The organism is Halorarum salinum, assembly GCF_013402875.1.
Classification (GTDB): Archaea; Halobacteriota; Halobacteria; order Halobacteriales; family Haloferacaceae; genus Halorarum; species Halorarum salinum.
This window is the reverse complement of sequence record NZ_CP058579.1, coordinates 1,867,546-1,885,598: the sequence shown is the minus strand read 5'-3', so window position 1 is coordinate 1,885,598 and position 18,053 is coordinate 1,867,546. Positions and strand designations below refer to the sequence as shown.

Here is an 18,053-nt window from a genome sequence, read left to right as displayed (position 1 = left end):
CCCTGCACGTCGTCCTCCCCCACGTCGTTCTGCTGTCCGTCGTCCCCCAGTGTGATCGCCTGTCGGTTCGGCGTACCCGACCTCGAACAGCCGGCGAGTGCGGTCGCGCCGACGAGCGCGACCATATCCCGACGATGTACTGGTGCGGGCTGTTTCCCCATGGTCGGGAGTACCCCGCCCCGACGGCTCGTAATTCGTTCCGTATACCACTCGCTCTACTGGCCTATCCACGCTCGGTACGTACCGATTCGAGTGTCGCCCGACGGTCCGTTCACGGCGCCACGTTCGCCCGGCGGGTCGGCGTCCCAGGAGAGGACGTGGACGTCGTGGAACCGGTCGACGTCCTGCCGGGAGGCGGAGGTGTCCTCGATGAGCGCCCCGTTCCACTCGGGGCATACGGGTCCGGGATACTCGTTCATCGTCGAGAGGACCGCCTGTCCGCCCCCGACGGGCGCGCTGACGATCGCGTCCTTGTCGCTCGGCCGGAGGCGCGCGAGCACGTCGGACGGCCCGGATCGGTCCGGCCCCATCTACCGTCACCCGACCGTACGGCCGGTCGAGTGCCCGGGCACCGTCCGGAACGGCATCGGCGGGCTACCGAGCGGTCGGTCATGGGCCACCGTCGACTGGAGCGACGCGCCTCATTCCCCGTCACGCTCCGTGGTGACGGCGACTTCCAGGGCGAAACTGGACGAGGAGACGATGTCGCCGATGCCGACCGTGCTCGCGGGTTCCTCCACGACGCGGTTGGGACAGGCGACGATCGTCGGGGTACAGAGCGCGCCGTCGTCGGTCGACGCGCCGACGTGGTCCGCGAGCGCGTCGATCGCCCGGCCGCCCGCCGCCGAGGGGTCGTACTCGAGCCCCCGTCGCAGATCGGTCGGGCCCGTGATCCGTCCCGTCGCGGCTTTCGACGCCGCGTTGACCGCGGCGAACGCGAGCCCCCGTCGGACGGCCTCGACGGGGAGGTAGTCGTCCGTGACGGCGAGGTGGTAGTCCATCGCGTGGAGTCGGAGGCAGTCGACCCCCAGGCGTTCACGGACGGCCGTGAGCGTCCGGTACTGTTCGAGTATCGACTCGTCCTCGACGCCGTCCTCGCGGAGCTCCCGGTCGACGGCGACGAGTTCGGCGGGCGGGGCCGGTTCGAGCCCGAGGTCCCGCCGGAGCAGGTCGAGTTCGTGCGTGTCGAGGCCCACGACGTCGGCCTCCGGGAGTATCAACTCGGTGAGGCTCTCGCGAAGTTCCCGGTCGTGGGTCGCCGCGTACTCGACGTGGACGGGGAACTCCCCGCCCGACCGGAGGCGGCGGACGACGTCCCGGGCGTGACGGTGTGCCGCTTCGTACCCCTCATCGACGTGCTCGCGGGTCAGGTTGTGGTAGCCGGCCAGGAGGGCGCCGTCGATGACGGCACCGACCTGATCGACGACCGGGTCGAGGTCGCCGGCGACCAGGTCGAACTCCGGCGGCCGCGACGCGGCGATGAACCGGGTGTTCGCGGCGGCGCGGACCCCGAAGAGCTCCTCCCCCTCATCGAACTCGAAGATCCAGTTGAGCTTCGTCCGGTCGGTGTTGACGATGCTGCCCAACGGAACGAACAGAACGCGGCCGTCCTCCACGAGCGGGAACCGGACCGCCTCCGGCCGCTCGAACTTCGACTGCTGGGTCTCCGAGAGCAGGTACGTGTAGACGATCGGTGCCGCCCCGAGCACCGAGAGCAGGTTCGTCATGATCCCCGCCTGCCCGCCCATCTGTGTCCGGTCCGGAACCAGTTCCGCCTCCAGTCGCGCGGCGAACTCGGCGGTCATGGCGATCTCGTCCCCCTCGCCGGTCGCCATCGACCGCGTGATCGCGGTCGCGAGGTCCAGCGTCGACGCCAGCCGATCTGGCGGGACCGCCTCCCCGGGCACCCCGGGCGGTCGGTCCAGATACGTCTCCAGCGACTGGTCGACCCGGACGATGCCGTCAACGTTCGCGTTGTACGCCACGAACACCGGAAGCTCACGGAGCGCCTCCAGGTCCGATTCGAGTCGGCTACGAGCGGCGTCCATCGACCTCGCCCCCTATTTCCGTGGCAGGTAGATAATGGTACTCGTAGGTCCGACCGGGGACCTGGCATGTGAGGGTCGGACGGTACCGTCACGTTCCCGCGACCGGGACGGACGCCGGACCGGGACCGACGTCATCGGGCGACGCGCCGTCGAACCACCAGTTCGATTGAAGTGCGACGCCGTCAGACCATACGACGGTGACATCGCCGTGCACGCAGCGTTCACTGCTTCCGGTGGAGCGACGGAGCTCCTCGAACCGAGCGGCCCGAACGGGACGTCAGCAGCTCGGGCGGGCTCCGTGGCGACCGAACTGGTCCGACCGTCGCGGGGACGAGGGCCCGCGGGGCGTCAGCGCGGGCGATTGAACCCGCCCGCGAGACTACGTCCGGCCCGATCGCCGAGGTGATTCCCGTGGACGAACCAGGGTCCCAGTACGCGCTGTCGCTCGAGGAGATCGGGAGCGAGGACGTCGCGCTCGTCGGCGGGAAGAGCGCCAACCTGGGCGAGCTCGCGGGGCTCGACGTGCCGGTGCTCCCCGGATTCACGACTACGTCTGCGGCCTACGATCGGTATCTGGCGGAGACGGACGTAGAGGAGTCGATCGCGGAGCTACTGGACGGGCTCGACCCCGACGACGTGCCCGACCTCCAGGGGCGGGGGCGTCGGATCCGGGCGCTGTTCGAGTCGGCCGAGATGCCGGCGGACCTCGAGAGGGTGATCCTCGACCGGTATCGGCGGTTGGCCTCGGAGACGGGCGAGGCGGAGCCGGTGGTCGCCGTCCGTAGCTCGGCGACCGCCGAGGACCTGCCGACGGCCTCGTTCGCCGGCCAGCAGGAGACGTTTCTCAACGTCTCGGGGGAACGGGAGCTCCTCGAGGCCGTGAAGGGGTGTTATGCCTCGCTGTTCACCGACCGCGCCATCACCTACCGGGTCGACAGGGGGTTCGACCACTTCGCGGTCAAGCTGGCGTGTGTCGTGCAGGTCATGGGACGCGCCGACCGCGGCTGTTCGGGCATCGCCTTCACGATCGACCCCGACACGGGCTTCCGGAACGCTGTCGTCATCGAGGCGAGTTACGGGCTGGGCGAGCTGATCGTCCAGGGGGAGGTGACGCCTGACCGTTACGTCGTGTTCAAGCCGACGAACGGGATCATCGAACGGACGGTGGGGTCGAAGGAACGGCGGATGGTGCGGCGGGACGGCCGGACCGCGGTCGAGCCGGTTCCGGACCGCGACCGGGACCGGGTCGCCCTCTCCGACGAGCGGATCGCGTCGCTCGCGACGTACGCCCGGCGCATCGAGGACCACTTCGGCCGCCCGATGGACATCGAGTGGCTCCTCGACGGGGTCCGCGACGAGCTGTACGTCGTCCAAGCGCGCCCGGAGACCGTCCACGGCGGCGAGCGCGAACGGAGCATCCGGACCTACCGCCGGACCGAGGACGGGGAGGTGCTGGTCGAGGGGGTCGCGATCGGCACCGCCATCGGTGCCGGCCCGGTGCGAATCCTCTCGAACGTCGGCGACATGGGCCGGTTCGAGCGGGGCGACGTTCTCGTGACCGGAACGACCGACCCCGACTGGGAACCGGTCATGCGGAAGGCGGCAGCGATCGTCACGGAGCGGGGCGGGAAGACCTCGCACGCGGCGATCGTCTCGCGCGAACTCGGCATCCCCGCCATCGTCGGCGCCGAGAGCGCGGTGAAGGTGCTCCGGGACGGCGAACCGGTGACCGTCGACTGTACCGAGGCGACCGGTCGGGTGTTCGAGGGCGAACTTCCCTTCGAGGTGCACGAGCAGCCCCTCGAGGAGATTCCCGGGACGGAGACGGACGTGACCCTCATCCTCGGCGATCCGTCCCGCGCGTTCTCGCTCTCACGCCTCCCGGTCGACGGCGTCGGACTCGCCCGCGAGGAGTTCATCGTCACCTCCGCGATCGGCGACCACCCGCTGTACGCGATCGAACGGGGCGAGTCGGAGCGGTTCGTCGAGGAACTGCGGGCCGGGATCGCGAAGATCGCCGCGGCGTTCCACCCCCGCGACGTCGTCGTTCGGTTGAGCGACTTCAAGAGCGACGAGTACCGCAACCTCCGCGGCGGGGCGCGGTACGAACCGGAGGAGTCGAACCCGATGCTCGGCTGGCGTGGCGCCTCGCGCTACTACGACCCCGACTTTCGGGATGCGTTCCGATTGGAGTGTGAGGCACTCCGGCGCGTCCGCGAGGAGGTCGGCCTCGACAACGTGATCGTGCTGGTGCCGTTCTGCCGCACCCCGGAGGAGGGGAGGCGGGTGCTGGAGGTCATGCGCGAGTTCGGTCTCGACACGGACGGGATGGACGTCTACGTGATGGCGGAACTCCCCTCGAACGTCGTGCTCGCTGATCGCTTCGCCGAGGTGTTCGACGGCTTCTCCATCGGGTCGAACGACCTCACGCAACTCGTCCTCGGGATCGACAGGAACTCGGCGAAACTGGCGCCGTTGTTCCGCGAGGACGACGAGGCCGTCGAACGGTCGACCCGCGCGCTGATCGAATCCGCCCACGAGGCCGACTGCCGGGTCGGCATCTGCGGGGACGCCCCGTCGACGGTCCCCGGGTACGTGGAGTTCCTCCTCGAGGCGGACGTCGACTCGATCGCTGTGACGCCGGACGTGGCCCTCCAGACCATCGTCCGCGTCGCGGAACTCGAGTCCGACCTGTGATCGAGGTCCGGCCCGGCCTCGGCGCACCTGTCGACCGCCTCGAACGTCCTCGCCCGAAACGGGAACTCGACGGCGGGGAGGACGTCGGTCACGGGTCCGTTTCGCCCCGTCGCGTCGAACAGCCTCCGGCCGTGTTCAAGTTTAAGCACGTCCCGAACGTCCGTGTGAGTGTAACGCATGCCCCCGAGAACCCGTTCAGCCCGCGAGCGAGCGAGCGCCCGTCCCGACCGACCCGAGATCCCCGTCAACGTCTCCGACCGCGGCGACGAGTTCCTCGTGTCGGCCGACCTCCCCGGGCTCGGCAAGCAGGACCTCGACGTCAGCGCCCGGAAGGACAGGCTCCGGATCGTCGCCGACCTCGGCGAGGACGAGGGGGGAACGTACCTCCGGAAGGAACGAGGACGGGGCGAGGTGCGTCGCGTGGTCCACCTCCCCGAACCGATCGACGAGGAGCACGTCTCCGCGTCCTACAACGACGGCATCCTCTGGGTGACGCTGCGGAAGCGACATCGGCCCAAACAGGTGGAAATCCGGTAGCGCGGTCCGGTAGCGCGGCGCGACGCCGGCGTCGCGCCGCGGGCGTCACCCCAGGAGTCGCGCGTCGAACGGATGCCCCCGTCCGCGGGACGGCCCGGTTCGACCGCGGCCCCGTCACTCCTGGTCGCTCTCCCCGCCACCGTCCGCCTCGTCGGCCCGCAGGTACGTTCTGGCCTCCTCGTCGGTGACCTGCTGGAAGGAGTCGTAGAACTGTCCCACCGCCGCGAAGTACGGCGGCGTCTCGACGCAGATCACCTCGTCGGCTTCGTCGTACAGGCGCTCGACGGTAGCCGGTGGGGCGACCGGCACGGCCACGATCACGCGGTCGGCGCCCGCGTTCTTCACCTGCCTGACGCACGCGATGGTCGTCGCGCCCGTCGCGATGCCGTCGTCGACGACGAGGACCGTCTTCCCCCGGAGTTCGAGCGGCGGGCGGTCACCACGGTACCGTTCGACTTTCCCCTCCGCGGCCTCGCGCTCGCGTTCGATCTGCTCTTCGATATACGCGTTCCCGACCCCGACTTCGCCGATCAGCGACTCGTTCAGCCAGACGGTGCCGTCGCTGGCGACGGCGCCGATGGCGAGTTCCGGGTTCCACGGCGCCCCGAGTTTGCGTGCGGAGACGATGTCCAGCGGCACGCCGAGCCCGTCAGCGACGGCTCGTCCGACCGGGAGCCCGCCGCGTGGGATCGCCAACACGACGTCGGCCTCGACGTCGTGGTCGTCGATGACGTCGGCGAGTCGTCGGCCGGCGTCGATCCGGTTCTTGAACATGGATGATCGCCCCTGTGAGGGACGACCGTCCCTTCGTCGGGGAACTCATTGAACCATTCGACGGTCGGGCCGTCGAACCCCGCCAACTACTCCGACGACCCCGACGCCCCCACTCACGACCGCGTCGGAACCGCAATCCACCGCGCCCGCCGGAAGCGGGCGAACACTGCTTACCGCGCCGAGCGACCCTTTCAAGACGGAGTGACGTGGTGCAAGCCATGTACGAAACCATCCTCTTTCCCACTGACGGGAGCGACGAGTCCCTCCGGGCGCTCGACCAGTGCTCGACGTCGCCGACAGGTACGACGTGGTCCTTCACACCCTGTACGTCGTCGACACCAGCTATCCGTACACCGGGTTCGACGGCAGCGGCCTCGACCTGGAGCCGATCTACGAGGCTCTCCGTCGGGAGGGCGAACGGACGATCCAGCGGGTCGAGGAGCGGGCCGACCGCGCGGGGACGGCGTTCGTCGGGGCGACCCGCGAGGCCGGCGTCGTCCACCGCGCGATCCTCGAGTACGCCGACGAGAACGACGTGGACCTGATCGTCATGGGGACCCACGGTCGACGCGGGCTGGACAGGTGGCTCCTGGGGAGCGTCACCGAACGGGTCGTCCGGACCGCCGATGTTCCCGTCCTCACCGTCCGAGGGACGGAAGAGCCGGAGGAGTCGGAGGAGTGACCCGAGGGTGCCGTCCGTGCGACCGAAGCGGACGGGTTCCCGGAGCGGCGAGGACGCCCCGAGCGAGCACAGCCGGGAGCGAGCACGTCGGAGGAGCGAGCACGACGCGGTGACGACGCTCGACTCGTCGAGGAGGAACGTTAACGTTCGACTATCCCGTCCGTTCGAGTATGGCCGAGCAGACGCAGAACCCCGTAACCATCCCGGTCGACGGGGTCGAACTCGAGGGCGAACTGCTCGTTCCGGACGGCGCCGCCGGCCTCGTCGTGTTCGCACACGGGAGCGGAAGCAGTAGGAAGAGCCCGCGCAACACGTTCGTCGCGGAGGTGCTCCGGAGGCACGGTCTGGGGACGCTCCTGTTTGACCTGCTCACAGAGGAGGAGGACCGGGAGTACGAGACCAGGTTCGACATCGAACTCCTGACCGAGCGGCTGCTCGCCGCGACCGAGTGGCTTCGCGGGCGCGAGGGGACTCGCGCGACGAACCTCGGCTACTTCGGGTCGAGCACCGGGGCGGCGGCCGCGCTACGTGCCGCGGCCCGGCGCGGTGACGACGCCGCCGCCGTCGTGTCCCGCGGCGGGCGGGTGGACCTCGCGTCGGCGGAGTTGGCGGAGGTGACGGCCGCAACGCTGTTCGTCGTCGGCGGCGCCGACACGCAGGTCCTGGACCTCAACCGGGAGGCACTGGACGAACTCACGTGCACGAGGGAGTTGGCGGTGATCGAGGGCGCCGGCCACCTCTTCGAGGGCCCCGGCGAACTCGAGGAGGTCGCCGAACTCGCCGCGGACTGGTTCGAGCGGCACCTGTCGTGACGCCGTTCCCGACGCGGCTGACCCGACGATGGCTGGAGAGGTGGGAGGGGATGGAGGAGATGCCGGAAACGACGATAACCGGGCGCCCCGGGATGCCGGTCGACCGTGATACGTGTACGTTCCCATGGACCTCGTCGTAACCCCGAGCGCGGAACACCTCGACGTCGACGCGCACCGACTCGCGCCGCACCCCCGGGACGGGAGTCGGACCTTCCCGGACGACGAGGTGTACGTCCAGCTCGCGGGGCTCGACTCGCTCGACGACGTCGTCCTGATACACGCCGGACAGCCGCGTCCGAATCGGGGACTGGCGTACCTCCACGGGACGCTCGAACTGCTCGTCGAGAACGACTGCTCGGTGACCCTCGCGTTCTCGTACGTCCCCTACGGCAGGCAGGACGAGGCGTTCTACGAGGGAACGCTCAACTACGCCCGGTCGATTCTTCGGAAGCTCACCGGGTACTACGGGGTCGACCGCATCTACACCGTCGACCCCCACTTCGGCCACCGGGACTGGGTTCGCGAGGTCCCGCTCGAGGTGCTGCACGCGTTTCCGGCGATCCGGAACCACGTCTCGATGGACGACTACGTCGTCGTCGGGCCGGATCTCGGGGCGGTCGAGCGCTTCGGCGTCCCCGGCTTCGAGAAGGTCCGGGGGAGCGCCCACGACGTCGAACTGACCGGTGAACTCGACGTCGACGGGCGGGACGTGCTCGTGTTCGACGACCTGATCGCGACCGGGGGGACGATGGTCGAGGCGTTCCGGCGGTTGAAGAACCAGGGCGCTGGAACGGTACAGGCCGCCGCGGTCCACGGCGTCGTCGACGAGGGCGTCCGGCGGGTCCGGGACACGTACGACGCACTCTATCTCACCAACACGGTCGCGAACGACGCGGCGAACGTTCGGATCGAGCGGACGATGCTGGACGGCGTCCTCGGCGAGGACGCGCCCTCGGACACCGACTGACGCCCATCGAACGGCTGGGCGACTCGCCGGGGCTCCGGTCCAGCGCCGCCGGGTCGACGGGGCGACTCGTGGCGTGTCGCGTAGCGCCCTCCCGCCGCGGGTCGCCGGGCGGACGGGGCGTCACCGCGTCAGCGGCCGTCGCCCTCGAACTCGCGTTCGGCGTCGGCGATGAGACGTTGCACGTCGACTGTCCGGCCCTCCTCGGCCGCCAGATACGCGCCCTCGGTGAGCGCGACGACCGGGACGGACTCGGCGGCGGGCACCTGCGGGTCGGCGCGACCGGCGACCGCGTCGACGAAGTTTCTCACCTTCCTGAACGTCGTCTCGTCGTAGTGCGTTGCCGCCCCCGCCTCCACCGTGTACCGGGTCGCCCCCTTGTGCTCGACGTAGAGGCGATCGCCGGTGTACACGAGACACCCGCGGGTCCCCCAGACGACGTAGCCCTCCCGTGGGTCGGTCTCGACGCCGTCGCCCGTCACGGCGACGCTCGCGGTTGCCACGTGGCCCTCGCGCGCGAGGCGCGTGGTGAGCGCCGCGCTGACGTCGATCTCGGGCACGGCGTACTCGATCGAGGCCGTGACGGTCTCGGGGGCGCCGCCGCTGACCCACAGCAGGGCGTCCAGGAGGTGGCTGCCGGTGTCGTACAGCTGGCCACCCCCCGAGACCTCCGGGTCGACCCGCCACGTCCCCTGCTGGGGCGTGATCCAGTCCTGCCCGATGTAACACACGACGGTGTGGAGGTCGCCCATCCGTCCGCTGTCGACGACGTTCTTCATCGTCTGGAACACCGGGTGGAAGCGCCGCTGGTAGCCGATCTGCAGGACACGGTCGCGGTTGCGTGCCGTCCTGGCGAGCGCGACCGCGTCCCGGACGTCCATCGTCATGGGTTTCTCCAGCAGCACGTGCAGTCCGGCCTCGAGGCAGGCGGTCGCCTGTTCGTAGTGAAAGACGTGTGGCGTCGCGACGAGGACGCCGTCGAGTTCGCCGGCGTGCGCGTCCAGCATCGCCCGGTGGTCGGCATACGCGGGTGCGTCGAACTCGTCCTCGAAGACCGCGCAGGCGCCACGCGACACGTCGGCTCCGGCGACGATCTGGACGTCCGCCATCCCGGCGAGGAAGTCAAGTTCCAGGTGGCCGATGCCGCCGATGCCGATGGCGCCGAGCTGAATGACCATACCCAACCGACGACGATGAGCACGAAAAGCGTGTACGTCCGTGGATGGCGTACCGTAAACGACAGTCGGCAACGTTCGTATCAGCTTAGCCGCTGGAGCGACGTCGGTCGGGAATCCGACCACTGTGGCGATATCCGTCCACCGGCGCCGGAACCGGCCGCTGTCGCCGGAACCGTGGGGTCACTGTGCAGTGTATCCGCCGTCCACCACGAGGTTGTGCCCGGTGACGTACGCGGCGTCCTCGCTGGCCAGGAAGAGCGCAGCGCCGGCGACGTCCTCGGGCTGTCCGTCGCGGCGCAACGGGATCTGCTGGTCGATCGTCCCCGCGACCGACGCGTCCTGGGTCGTCATCGCCGTCTCGATCACGCCGGGGTTGATCGCGTTCACCCGGATGCCGTCCTCGCCGAGTTCGAGCGCGAGTTCCCGTACGAGGTTCGTGATCCCACCCTTCGAGGCGCAGTACGTCGACGCGTCGGCGTACCCGACGAGTCCGGCGATCGACGAGACGTTGACGATCGAGCCCCCGTCACCCCCCTCGCGCATCGCCTCCGCGGCGAACTTGCTCCCGAAGTAGACGCCCTTGAGGTTGACACCCATCAGCCAGTCGTAGTCCGCCTCCTCGACCGCCGCGATCGGCTGGCTCCCCGGGAACACTCCCGCGTTGTTCACCATGACGTCGAGGCTCCCGAACGCCTCCACCGTCTCGTCGATGGCTGCCCGGAGGTCCTCGACGTCGGAGACGTCCGTCTCGACGAACCGCGCCCCAGGGATCACCTCGTGGGTCGGCGTGCCGCCCTCGCGTGGGTCCTCCCGGACGTCGGCGACGACGACGTTCGCACCCTCGTCCGCGAATCGGATCGCGATCGCACGCCCGATTCCCGACGACGCACCCGTAATCAGCGCTGTCTTGTCGGCGAGTTTGTCGGTCATCTGTGGTCCCACTCGATGTAACGTCGGCTTCCCTCAAATAATGCGGTCCACGTCAGGATCCGATCGCCGGCGACGGGGTGGGCGCCCATGCTCGTCGGTCCGTCCATCGCTTCGACGCACGCCGGGTCGCCGCTCGCCGAGGACGTCCGAGTGCTCGTTCGGCGGGTCCCGGCACCGCGGACGCCGGAACGGCGTCCGTGAGCCGACCTGCGTCCGGACGAACGGGATGGCCGTTAGTCCCCGTGACCGGACAGCGCGCCGGAAACTCGGCGACAGGGCGCCCACGGACGCCTCGAGCGACCGTCCGTGGCCGACCGCAGCCTCGAACCGTTCCCGAACGACCCACGCGGGCGACTGGGTCACCGGGGGGCGGCGATCGTCGGGTCCCGAAGGGACGGCGAGTGGAGCCCCGGCGGTTCCCGGCGTACCGATAGCGGATTCGTTACGCGAAGTAGGGTTCCGGTACTGCCGACGATCGGCGGCGGCGACGGACGGCGGTAGTTTACAGATGTAACGTTGTAACGTCCCGGCGGCGTGTGATAACGTGAGACTATGGGGACCGTCCGTACGGGACCCGTGACGGGCCAGTTCGAGCCCTGCCTGGAGCCACAACGTCGGGAGAGGCGAGTACTCCGCGGACGAGCACTCCACGCTCGAGCCCGGAAAGGGGAGCTGTGGACGACCACGTTCGGTGAGTTCGGGTTCGAAGACGTTACCGCGCACACGGTCGCGCTACCGGCCGCGCAGATACGGTAGGGAGAGGTTGCGAGCGTGCTTCGGGCCTACCGGCAGCCTTCGGTCCCGCGTGAGGCGTGCCCACCTCCCGTCCCCCGACGTACGATCCGCACCCAGAGGAGGGCGGACCGGACGGCGACCATCGTCACGTCCGCTTTCCAAACCGGACGGGTTCGGCGGGACCATGATCGAACACCTGATCCATCACGTTCCGGTGGTCCAGGGCGAGGAGGTCGTCGGGATGGTCACCACCCTCGACCTCGCGGCGTACCTGGCCCGGTCACTGTAGCCCGGAGCGCCTCGATCGCTCGTGGGAGTCGACTCCCGAGCCCCACGGTTCGACGAGGAACGCGGCGGAAAGCGATCCGAAAACCGCCGCCGCTACTGGAGCATCGCGGCCGGCCTACCCGCTCCACTCGCCGCCGATGTCCTCGATGACTCGTTCACGCCACTCCTCGAAGCGTTCTCTGCACGCCGGAGCGTCCGCGAGATGATCGACGAACCCCGCACCACCGTCCGTCAGCCTCGCGCCACAGAACAGGCAGAAATCGGGGTGCTCCCAATCCGGCGAATCCCGTGGCGGATGTGAGTACTCGGACACGTGTCGGCTATCGGATTCCCGGGGTAAATATCCTCACGCCGGGTTCGAGCGTCCTCACCCGACTCGTACCGCTCCGGCTATTGGGGGTCGTTCGCCCCGGACTGGACACCGGCCCCCAGGTTCCGCCTCGAACTGGGGTCGGGAACGCCTCGAACGGGAGTCGGAATCGGCTCGACCGTCACTGGTACATGTTCGGTCCCGTCGGCTCCTCGAGTTCGGGCCGCCCTGCCTCCGCCATCTGCCGGTAGTGCCGGGCGATCTGTTCCATCTGCGTCCTGATCTGATCGGCCTGTTCCTCGAGTTCAGTCGTGTCGATGTCGAACCGAACGAGCGGTTCGAGGGCGTTCTCGATCACCGAGCGGGCCGCAACCGGGTCCGGGAGGTAGGGGTTCGCTTTCACGACCAGTACGGCCGCGGGGACGTCCGCGTGATAGCACTCGGAGACGAGCGCGCCCGTGATGCCGCCGATCAATCCGCTCCCCTCCGCCGGCGCGATGTCGGCGCCTCGAAGCTGTGATTCGATGGCGTCCGTCGTCGCGACACCGAACACGTCGCCGACCTGTTCCTCGGTCCCGGCGGGGGAACCCGCGAGGAAGATCGCCCGGTCGAACTCCGGGGCGAGGTCCTCGAGGATACACCGACCGAGCGCCCTCGCGGCCCGTCCGGGGAGCGCCACGTCGCTCTGGAGCGTCATCACGGGCGGCTCGTCGCGGGCGTAGACGCGGACGAGCTCCCGCACGCGTCCGTCCTGGAACGACGTGACCGGCGGGAAGTCATCCGAGACCACGTTGCCGTGATGGCCGAGGTCCAGCTGCCTAGTGATCATGTCGGTCGCGATCGCTGCGACCAGTCCGTGGCCGGGCAACCCTTCGATGAGCGTCGGCGCTTCGGCTTCGAGTTCTGTCAGTCGGTCGAACGTGGCTGATGGGGGTTCCTGGGACATGTGTATCGACTCCGTCCGTGTGCTCGCTGTTCGTGCCGACACCGTCAGTTCGTCCACTCGGAGACGCCGAGCATCCTCCCGTAGATCGGGCGATCCAGACGGTGGCGACCCCGAAGTGCCCTCGAGGTTCGCCGCCGTTCACCGACGTGACGTCCTCCTCGCAGTACGGGCATCACTCGGGCACACGACTCGTCCTTCGTGGTGCAGGACCAAGGTGTTATCCGCGTCGACTGCGGGGGAGTACACGCTCCGGAAAAGGGCGTCCTCGGCGACCTGACCACGTCCGTCCCGTCCTCTCCGTGGTGACCGAGAGGAGCAGGTGGCCGGGGAAATCCCGAACGTGGTCGGTACGACTCACCAACGGTAGAAACGCGCAGCACGTCGGCCGGGAACGAAGGGCCCCACGCACGTTGGGTCGCCGGAGGCAGGGGCCGACCGTTCGAGTAACGTGTCCTTTCACGTATGGTAAAAGTGAATTAAATTTTTTCCGTCACTATCAGGGAGCGGCCGGGGTCGCAAGTGGGTTCGATCGCGACCGACGGTTCGGCGACGCTCGATCCCCGCTCCCGGGGGTCGTGTTCGTGTAGATTCCGCTGACACGTCGAGGACCACCGGAAGCGAGGGGCCGGCCGTCGCCTCCATGGTTCGATCGTTTCGGCCGCTCTCGGGAGCTTAGAGCAGTTCGACCGGGGTTCCAGGGATCTCCCGGTTCGTCCCCGTGCCGCCCGTTCGCGCACGTCAGCATCGGCCGAGGTCGGGGGTCCCACCGGACGGTCTGGCACGACGTGGGTCGGCGGATTGCCGACGTCCGAACAGAGTTTCCGTTTTTACATATATCATGTATTGATTATGTATTGGAGGGATGAGCCGAACGATCACTCGGCGCTCGACGACACGTCACCGCTCACGGTCAGGCGAAGGTCAACGGCGCGGACGCCGTCCGGGCCCACGACCAGCGGGTTGATGTCGAGTTCCCTGATCGCCGGGAAGTCGGTCACCAGCTGTGATACTCGCTGGATCGTCTCGACGACGGCGTCGAGGTCGGCCGGGGCCCGCCCGCGTGCCCCCCGGAGCATCGGGGCCGCCCGGATCTCCGCGGTCATCTCGCGGGCCTCCCGCTCGCTGACGGGCGCGACCCGGAACGACGTGTCCTCGAAGAACTGGACGAAGATCCCCCCGAGCCCGAACAGCAGGAGGTGACCGAACTGCGGGTCGCGGTTCGCGCCGACGATCGTCTCCGTGCTGTCCTCGATGTCGACGAGTTCCTCGACCCGCACCCCGAGGACCGTCGCGTCGGGGTCGTGCCGTCTCGCCCGCTCGAGGATTGCCCGATAGGTGTCGCCGACCGAGTCGAGCGGGACGCCAACCTCGACGCCGCCGACGTCCGACTTGTGGAGGATGTCCGGGCTGGCGAGTTTCATGACGACCGGGTCGCCGAGGTCCGCCGCGATCGCCTCGGCGTCCGACGGGCTCTCGGCGAGGTCGCCAGCCGGCGTCGGAACGCCGTACGCGTCGAGCAGCTCCATCGCCTCGACGCTGACGTGGTCGACGCCGCGCTCGCCCGTCCCGGCCAGTATCTGCCGGGCCCGGTCGCGCTCGACGTCGAACGTCGTCGGTCGCTCGTACTCCCGCCGCGTGACGTCGCCGTACACGGCGAGCGCCTCGAGGCCCGCGACGGCCCTGGCCGGGTCGAAGTAGTTGGGAACGCCGTACGCCTCGAGTTCCTCCGCAGCGCGGTCCGCCTCCTCGCCGCCCATCAGGCAGGCCACGACCGGTTTCCCGTGGTCGCGCTGCTGCCTCCCTATGACCTCGGCCAGTTCCTCGAACTCGAACAGCGCCGTCGGGACCGAGAGGACGACGGCGCCTGCCACCTCGTCGGCGCCGAGGACGGCGTCGAGGCTCCGACGGAACCGGTCGATGGTGGCGTCCCCCCGGACGTCGAGCGGGTTCGTCGCGTCGGTCCCTCTCGGGAGGACGTCCGCGAGGTGGGCGTGCAGGTCGTCCCCGAACTCGGCGGGCGTCAGCCGCGACTCGCCGATCGCGTCGGTCGCCAGGACGCCGGGGCCGCCGCCGTTCGTGACGACCGCCACGCCGTCCCGCTCGAGGGGCGATTGGCCCGAGAGCACCCGGCCGAAGTCGAACACCTCCTGGATGGTCCCCGCCCTGAGGATCCCCGCCTGGTTGAACGCTGCCTCGTAGGCCCGGTCGCTACCCGCGATCGACCCGGTGTGGGACGCCGCCGCCTCGGCCCCCGCCTCCGTCCGGCCGGACTTGAGGGCCACGACGGGCGTCTCGGCGGTCACCTCGCGGACGGCGTCGACGAACCGGCGCCCGTCGTCGACGTCCTCCAGATACGCGAGGACGACGTCGACGTCCGGGTCCTGGCCCCACTCCTCGACGAGATCGACTTCGTCGAGAACGGCCTCGTTGCCGAGCGAGACGACGTGCCGGAAGCCGATGCCGTGCTGGGCCGCCCAGCCGAGGACCGCGGCGATGAGCGCCCCGGACTGGCTCATGAGCGAGATGGAGCCCTCCAGGGGCATCCCCCGGACGAACGTCGCGTTCAACCCCGACTGTGTGCCGATGACGCCGACGCAGTTGGGGCCGACGAGCGCGAGGTCGTACTCCTCGGCGACCGCGACCAGTTCGCGCTCCCGCCGTTCGCCCCGGTCCCCGCTCTCGCTGAACCCCGCCGTGACGACGACGACGTTCCGGACGCCGGCCTCCCCCGCCTGTCGGACGACGTCGACGGCGAACCGGGCCGGGACGGCGACGACGGCCAGGTCGATCGAGGAGGCCTCCGGCGCGTCGCCGATCGACGGGTAGCAGTCCCGCCCCAGTACCGTCTCGCGGTTCGGGTTGACGGGGACCAGTTCGCCGTCGAACGCCGACAGGTTCTCCAGCAGCGCCCGCCCGACCGAGCCCTCGCGGTCGGTCGCACCGATCACCGCGACGCGGTCCGGGTCGAACAGGCCGGAAAGGTCCGTCATGGTGGTATCCTCCGGTGGCCACAACGTGACGAACGCATCTATAGGGACGTGGTGGTCCGCGACGCGAGCGGAGCCCCGAAGGTTGACGGGTCGTACCGACGAAGTTCCGGGACGTGATCGACCCGGTCGCCGACCCGTTCGGGCTGGTGGTGGTCCGCGTCGCGATAGCGTTCGGGATCGGCGCGCTCATCGGGTTGGAGCGGGAGGGGAGCGAGTCGGCCGGGACGTTCGCGGGGAGTCGCACGTTCCCGCTGTTCGCGCTCCTCGGGGCGCTCGTGGGGGCGTTCTTTCCGGCGATGCTCCCCGTCGTTCTGGCCGCGCTCGCGGTCCCGCTGACGGTGGCGTACGCCGGGAAGGTCTGGCTCGAACGCGACCTCGGGCTCACGACGCTGACCGCCGCGCTGCTCGTCGTCGTTCTCGGCGCGCTGACGACCCACTCCGAGCGGGGGGCCGTCATCGCCATCATCGTCGCCGGCGCCGTCACGGCGCTCCTCTCCGCGAAGGGGACGATCCACGGGTTCGCCGACCGGGTCGACGAGCGCGAGCGCCGCGCCTCGGTCAAGTTCGTCCTCGTCGTGCTGGTCGTCCTCCCGGTGTTGCCTGACCGCGAACTCGACGTCCTGTTCGGACTGAACCCGCGGTTCGTCTGGCTCATGGTCGTGTTCGTCACCGGGCTGAGCTTCCTCGCGTACGCGCTGAGCCGGGCCGTCGGCGCCGAGCGCGGCATCGCGCTGACGGGCGTGCTGGGCGGGTTCGTCTCCTCGACGGCGACGACGGTCTCGATGGCCGAGCGGGCGAGCGAGGCGCCGACGCTCTCGCGGATGTACGCGTTCGCCACGGTCGTCGCGTCGATCGTGATGTTCCCCCGGGCGCTCGTCGAGGTCGCGGTGATCAACCGTGCGCTGCTCCCCCACGTCGCCGTCCCGCTCGGTGCGATGACCGCGTTCGGCGCCGTCGTCGCCGCAGTCGTCTACTGGCGGGCGACAGCGCGGACGGGCGTCGACTCCGGGACCGAGGTCGAGAACCCGTTTCGCCTGCGACCGGCGCTGTTCTTCGGGGCCGTCTTCGCCGTGGTCCTGCTCGTCTCGGAGCTCGCAAACACGCGGCTGGGCCCGTCGGGCGTCTACGCCACGGCGTTCGTCTCGGGGCTCGCCGACGTGGACGCCATCACGCTCACGCTGAGCAGACTCGCCGCGGACGGCTCCGTCTCCACGGACGTCGCGGCGACGGGGATCGTCGTCGGGGCGATCGCGAACACCCTCGTGAAGGCCGGGCTCGCGTGGCTCCTCGGGCCCCGTCGACTCGCCATCCTCGTGACGGCGGTCCTCGGGGCCGTCTCGGTCGTCGGCATCCTGTTCGCCGTGTTCGTGTGAGTCGTGGCCTGGGGGCGGGGTGCAGCAGGACCAATCGTCCGACCGCGTCGACGAACCGGCGCCCGTCGTCCCGGTCCGAGCCCGGGTTCGGGTCGACCACGCACCGACGCGGAACGCGCCGTCGGGCCGTCCGTCCCCACTCGTGGCGAGCCGTTTTCCGTACCTCACCCGCCACCGGCCACCAAGTCCGATCCGGCCGTGGTTTCCGTATCCGATGGCCGTTCCCGCCGCCCCGGACGCGGTCGACTGGTACGCCGAGGGGATCGACCGGATCCACGACGCGTTCGAAACCGATCCCGACGGCCTCTCGACCGAGGAGGCCCGGAGCCGGCTCTCGGAACACGGCCCGAACCGCCTTCCGAGGGCGAAGCCGGTCGTGTGGTGGACGATCCTCCTCCGCCAGTTCAAGGACCCGCTCATCTACGTGCTCGTGCTCGCCGCGGTCGTCTCGCTCGCCATCGGCGAGGGGACCGACGCCGCGTTCATCGCGGCGGTGCTGCTGGTGAACGCGATCGTCGGCAGGGCCCAGGAGTGGCAGGCCGAACGCAGCTGCCGGGCGCTCCAGCAACTCATCCGGACGCGGGCGACGGTCGTCCGCGACGGGGAGACACGCGACGTCGACCTGATCGTCCTCGGGACGAGACGCCGCCCCGCGGAGTATCGGAGCCTCCTCGGGAGCGTCACCGACCGCGTCATCCGGCTGACCGACCGTCCCTCGCTCGTCGTGAAGACCGGCGTCGACGAGTGACCGGCGTCGACGAGCGACCGGCCGCGTGACGTCGGCTCCGT

General features: G+C 69.6%; 15 protein-coding genes and 1 pseudogene. 8 read left to right on the top strand and 8 right to left on the bottom strand.

Annotated elements, in window-relative coordinates; translation table 11 throughout:
• Nucleotides 1-215: 215 nt before the first annotated feature.
• The gene (locus HUG12_RS09060) at nt 216-530 is read right to left on the bottom strand and encodes a hypothetical protein (protein WP_179268452.1); all 315 of its coding nucleotides are present in this window, start codon (nt 528-530) and stop codon (nt 216-218) included.
• A 111-nt stretch (nt 531-641) separates the two neighbouring features.
• Complete coding sequence (locus tag HUG12_RS09055; protein WP_179268451.1) at nt 642-2,048, bottom strand: ADP-dependent glucokinase/phosphofructokinase; 1,407 nt, start codon at nt 2,046-2,048, stop codon at nt 642-644.
• A gap of 411 nt (nt 2,049-2,459) precedes the next feature.
• On the opposite strand from HUG12_RS09055, the gene ppsA reads away from it, so the two are divergent.
• Nucleotides 2,460-4,745: a phosphoenolpyruvate synthase gene (ppsA, locus tag HUG12_RS09050; RefSeq protein WP_179268450.1), complete on the top strand. Its 2,286-nt coding sequence runs from the start codon at nt 2,460-2,462 to the stop codon at nt 4,743-4,745.
• Nucleotides 4,746-4,922: 177 nt separating this feature from the next.
• On the top strand, nt 4,923-5,282 hold the full coding sequence (locus tag HUG12_RS09045; protein ID WP_179268449.1) for an Hsp20/alpha crystallin family protein: 360 nt from the start codon (nt 4,923-4,925) through the stop codon (nt 5,280-5,282).
• A gap of 114 nt (nt 5,283-5,396) precedes the next feature.
• Here the strand turns inward: HUG12_RS09045 and HUG12_RS09040 are convergent, their stop codons facing one another.
• Nucleotides 5,397-6,056, bottom strand: coding sequence for a phosphoribosyltransferase (locus HUG12_RS09040; RefSeq protein WP_179268448.1), 660 nt, complete (start codon nt 6,054-6,056; stop codon nt 5,397-5,399).
• A gap of 218 nt (nt 6,057-6,274) precedes the next feature.
• Here HUG12_RS09040 and HUG12_RS09035 point away from each other — a divergent pair.
• From HUG12_RS09035 to prs, 3 genes and pseudogenes are all read left to right on the top strand, one after another.
• Nucleotides 6,275-6,738: pseudogene (locus HUG12_RS09035) on the top strand (universal stress protein).
• A 170-nt stretch (nt 6,739-6,908) separates the two neighbouring features.
• Nucleotides 6,909-7,550: a dienelactone hydrolase family protein gene (locus tag HUG12_RS09030; RefSeq protein WP_179268447.1), complete on the top strand. Its 642-nt coding sequence runs from the start codon at nt 6,909-6,911 to the stop codon at nt 7,548-7,550.
• A 124-nt stretch (nt 7,551-7,674) separates the two neighbouring features.
• Entirely contained in the window at nt 7,675-8,517 is an 843-nt protein-coding gene (prs, locus tag HUG12_RS09025) for a ribose-phosphate diphosphokinase (protein WP_179268446.1), read from the top strand.
• A 128-nt stretch (nt 8,518-8,645) separates the two neighbouring features.
• Here the strand turns inward: prs and HUG12_RS09020 are convergent, their stop codons facing one another.
• Complete coding sequence (locus tag HUG12_RS09020) at nt 8,646-9,692, bottom strand: Gfo/Idh/MocA family protein (protein ID WP_179268445.1); 1,047 nt, start codon at nt 9,690-9,692, stop codon at nt 8,646-8,648.
• Nucleotides 9,693-9,872: 180 nt separating this feature from the next.
• Nucleotides 9,873-10,622 carry an SDR family oxidoreductase gene (locus tag HUG12_RS09015; RefSeq protein WP_179268444.1) on the bottom strand — a complete coding sequence of 250 codons (750 nt, stop codon included), beginning with the start codon at nt 10,620-10,622 and terminating at the stop codon, nt 9,873-9,875.
• A 919-nt stretch (nt 10,623-11,541) separates the two neighbouring features.
• Here HUG12_RS09015 and HUG12_RS22035 point away from each other — a divergent pair.
• Nucleotides 11,542-11,646, top strand: a complete 105-nt coding sequence (locus tag HUG12_RS22035; protein WP_345777004.1) for a CBS domain-containing protein — start codon at nt 11,542-11,544, stop codon at nt 11,644-11,646.
• A 114-nt stretch (nt 11,647-11,760) separates the two neighbouring features.
• Here HUG12_RS22035 and HUG12_RS09010 read toward each other — a convergent pair whose 3' ends face one another.
• The 3 genes from HUG12_RS09010 to HUG12_RS09000 all read right to left on the bottom strand — a co-directional run bounded on the left by HUG12_RS09010 (nt 11,761) and on the right by HUG12_RS09000 (nt 15,891).
• A complete protein-coding gene (locus HUG12_RS09010) occupies nt 11,761-11,958 on the bottom strand; it encodes a DUF7501 family protein (protein WP_179268443.1) in 198 nt (65 codons plus the stop codon).
• A gap of 178 nt (nt 11,959-12,136) precedes the next feature.
• On the bottom strand, nt 12,137-12,901 hold the full coding sequence (locus tag HUG12_RS09005) for a proteasome assembly chaperone family protein (protein WP_179268442.1): 765 nt from the start codon (nt 12,899-12,901) through the stop codon (nt 12,137-12,139).
• 875 nt (nt 12,902-13,776) lie between these two features.
• Nucleotides 13,777-15,891, bottom strand: a complete 2,115-nt coding sequence (locus HUG12_RS09000) for an acetate--CoA ligase family protein (protein WP_179268441.1) — start codon at nt 15,889-15,891, stop codon at nt 13,777-13,779.
• A gap of 113 nt (nt 15,892-16,004) precedes the next feature.
• Between HUG12_RS09000 and HUG12_RS08995 the strand changes: the two genes are divergently transcribed.
• Complete coding sequence (locus HUG12_RS08995) at nt 16,005-17,264, top strand: MgtC/SapB family protein (RefSeq protein ID WP_179268440.1); 1,260 nt, start codon at nt 16,005-16,007, stop codon at nt 17,262-17,264.
• 214 nt (nt 17,265-17,478) lie between these two features.
• Nucleotides 17,479-18,012: a cation-transporting P-type ATPase gene (locus HUG12_RS08990; RefSeq protein ID WP_179268439.1), complete on the top strand. Its 534-nt coding sequence runs from the start codon at nt 17,479-17,481 to the stop codon at nt 18,010-18,012.
• The last annotated feature ends 41 nt before the right edge of the window (nt 18,013-18,053 follow it).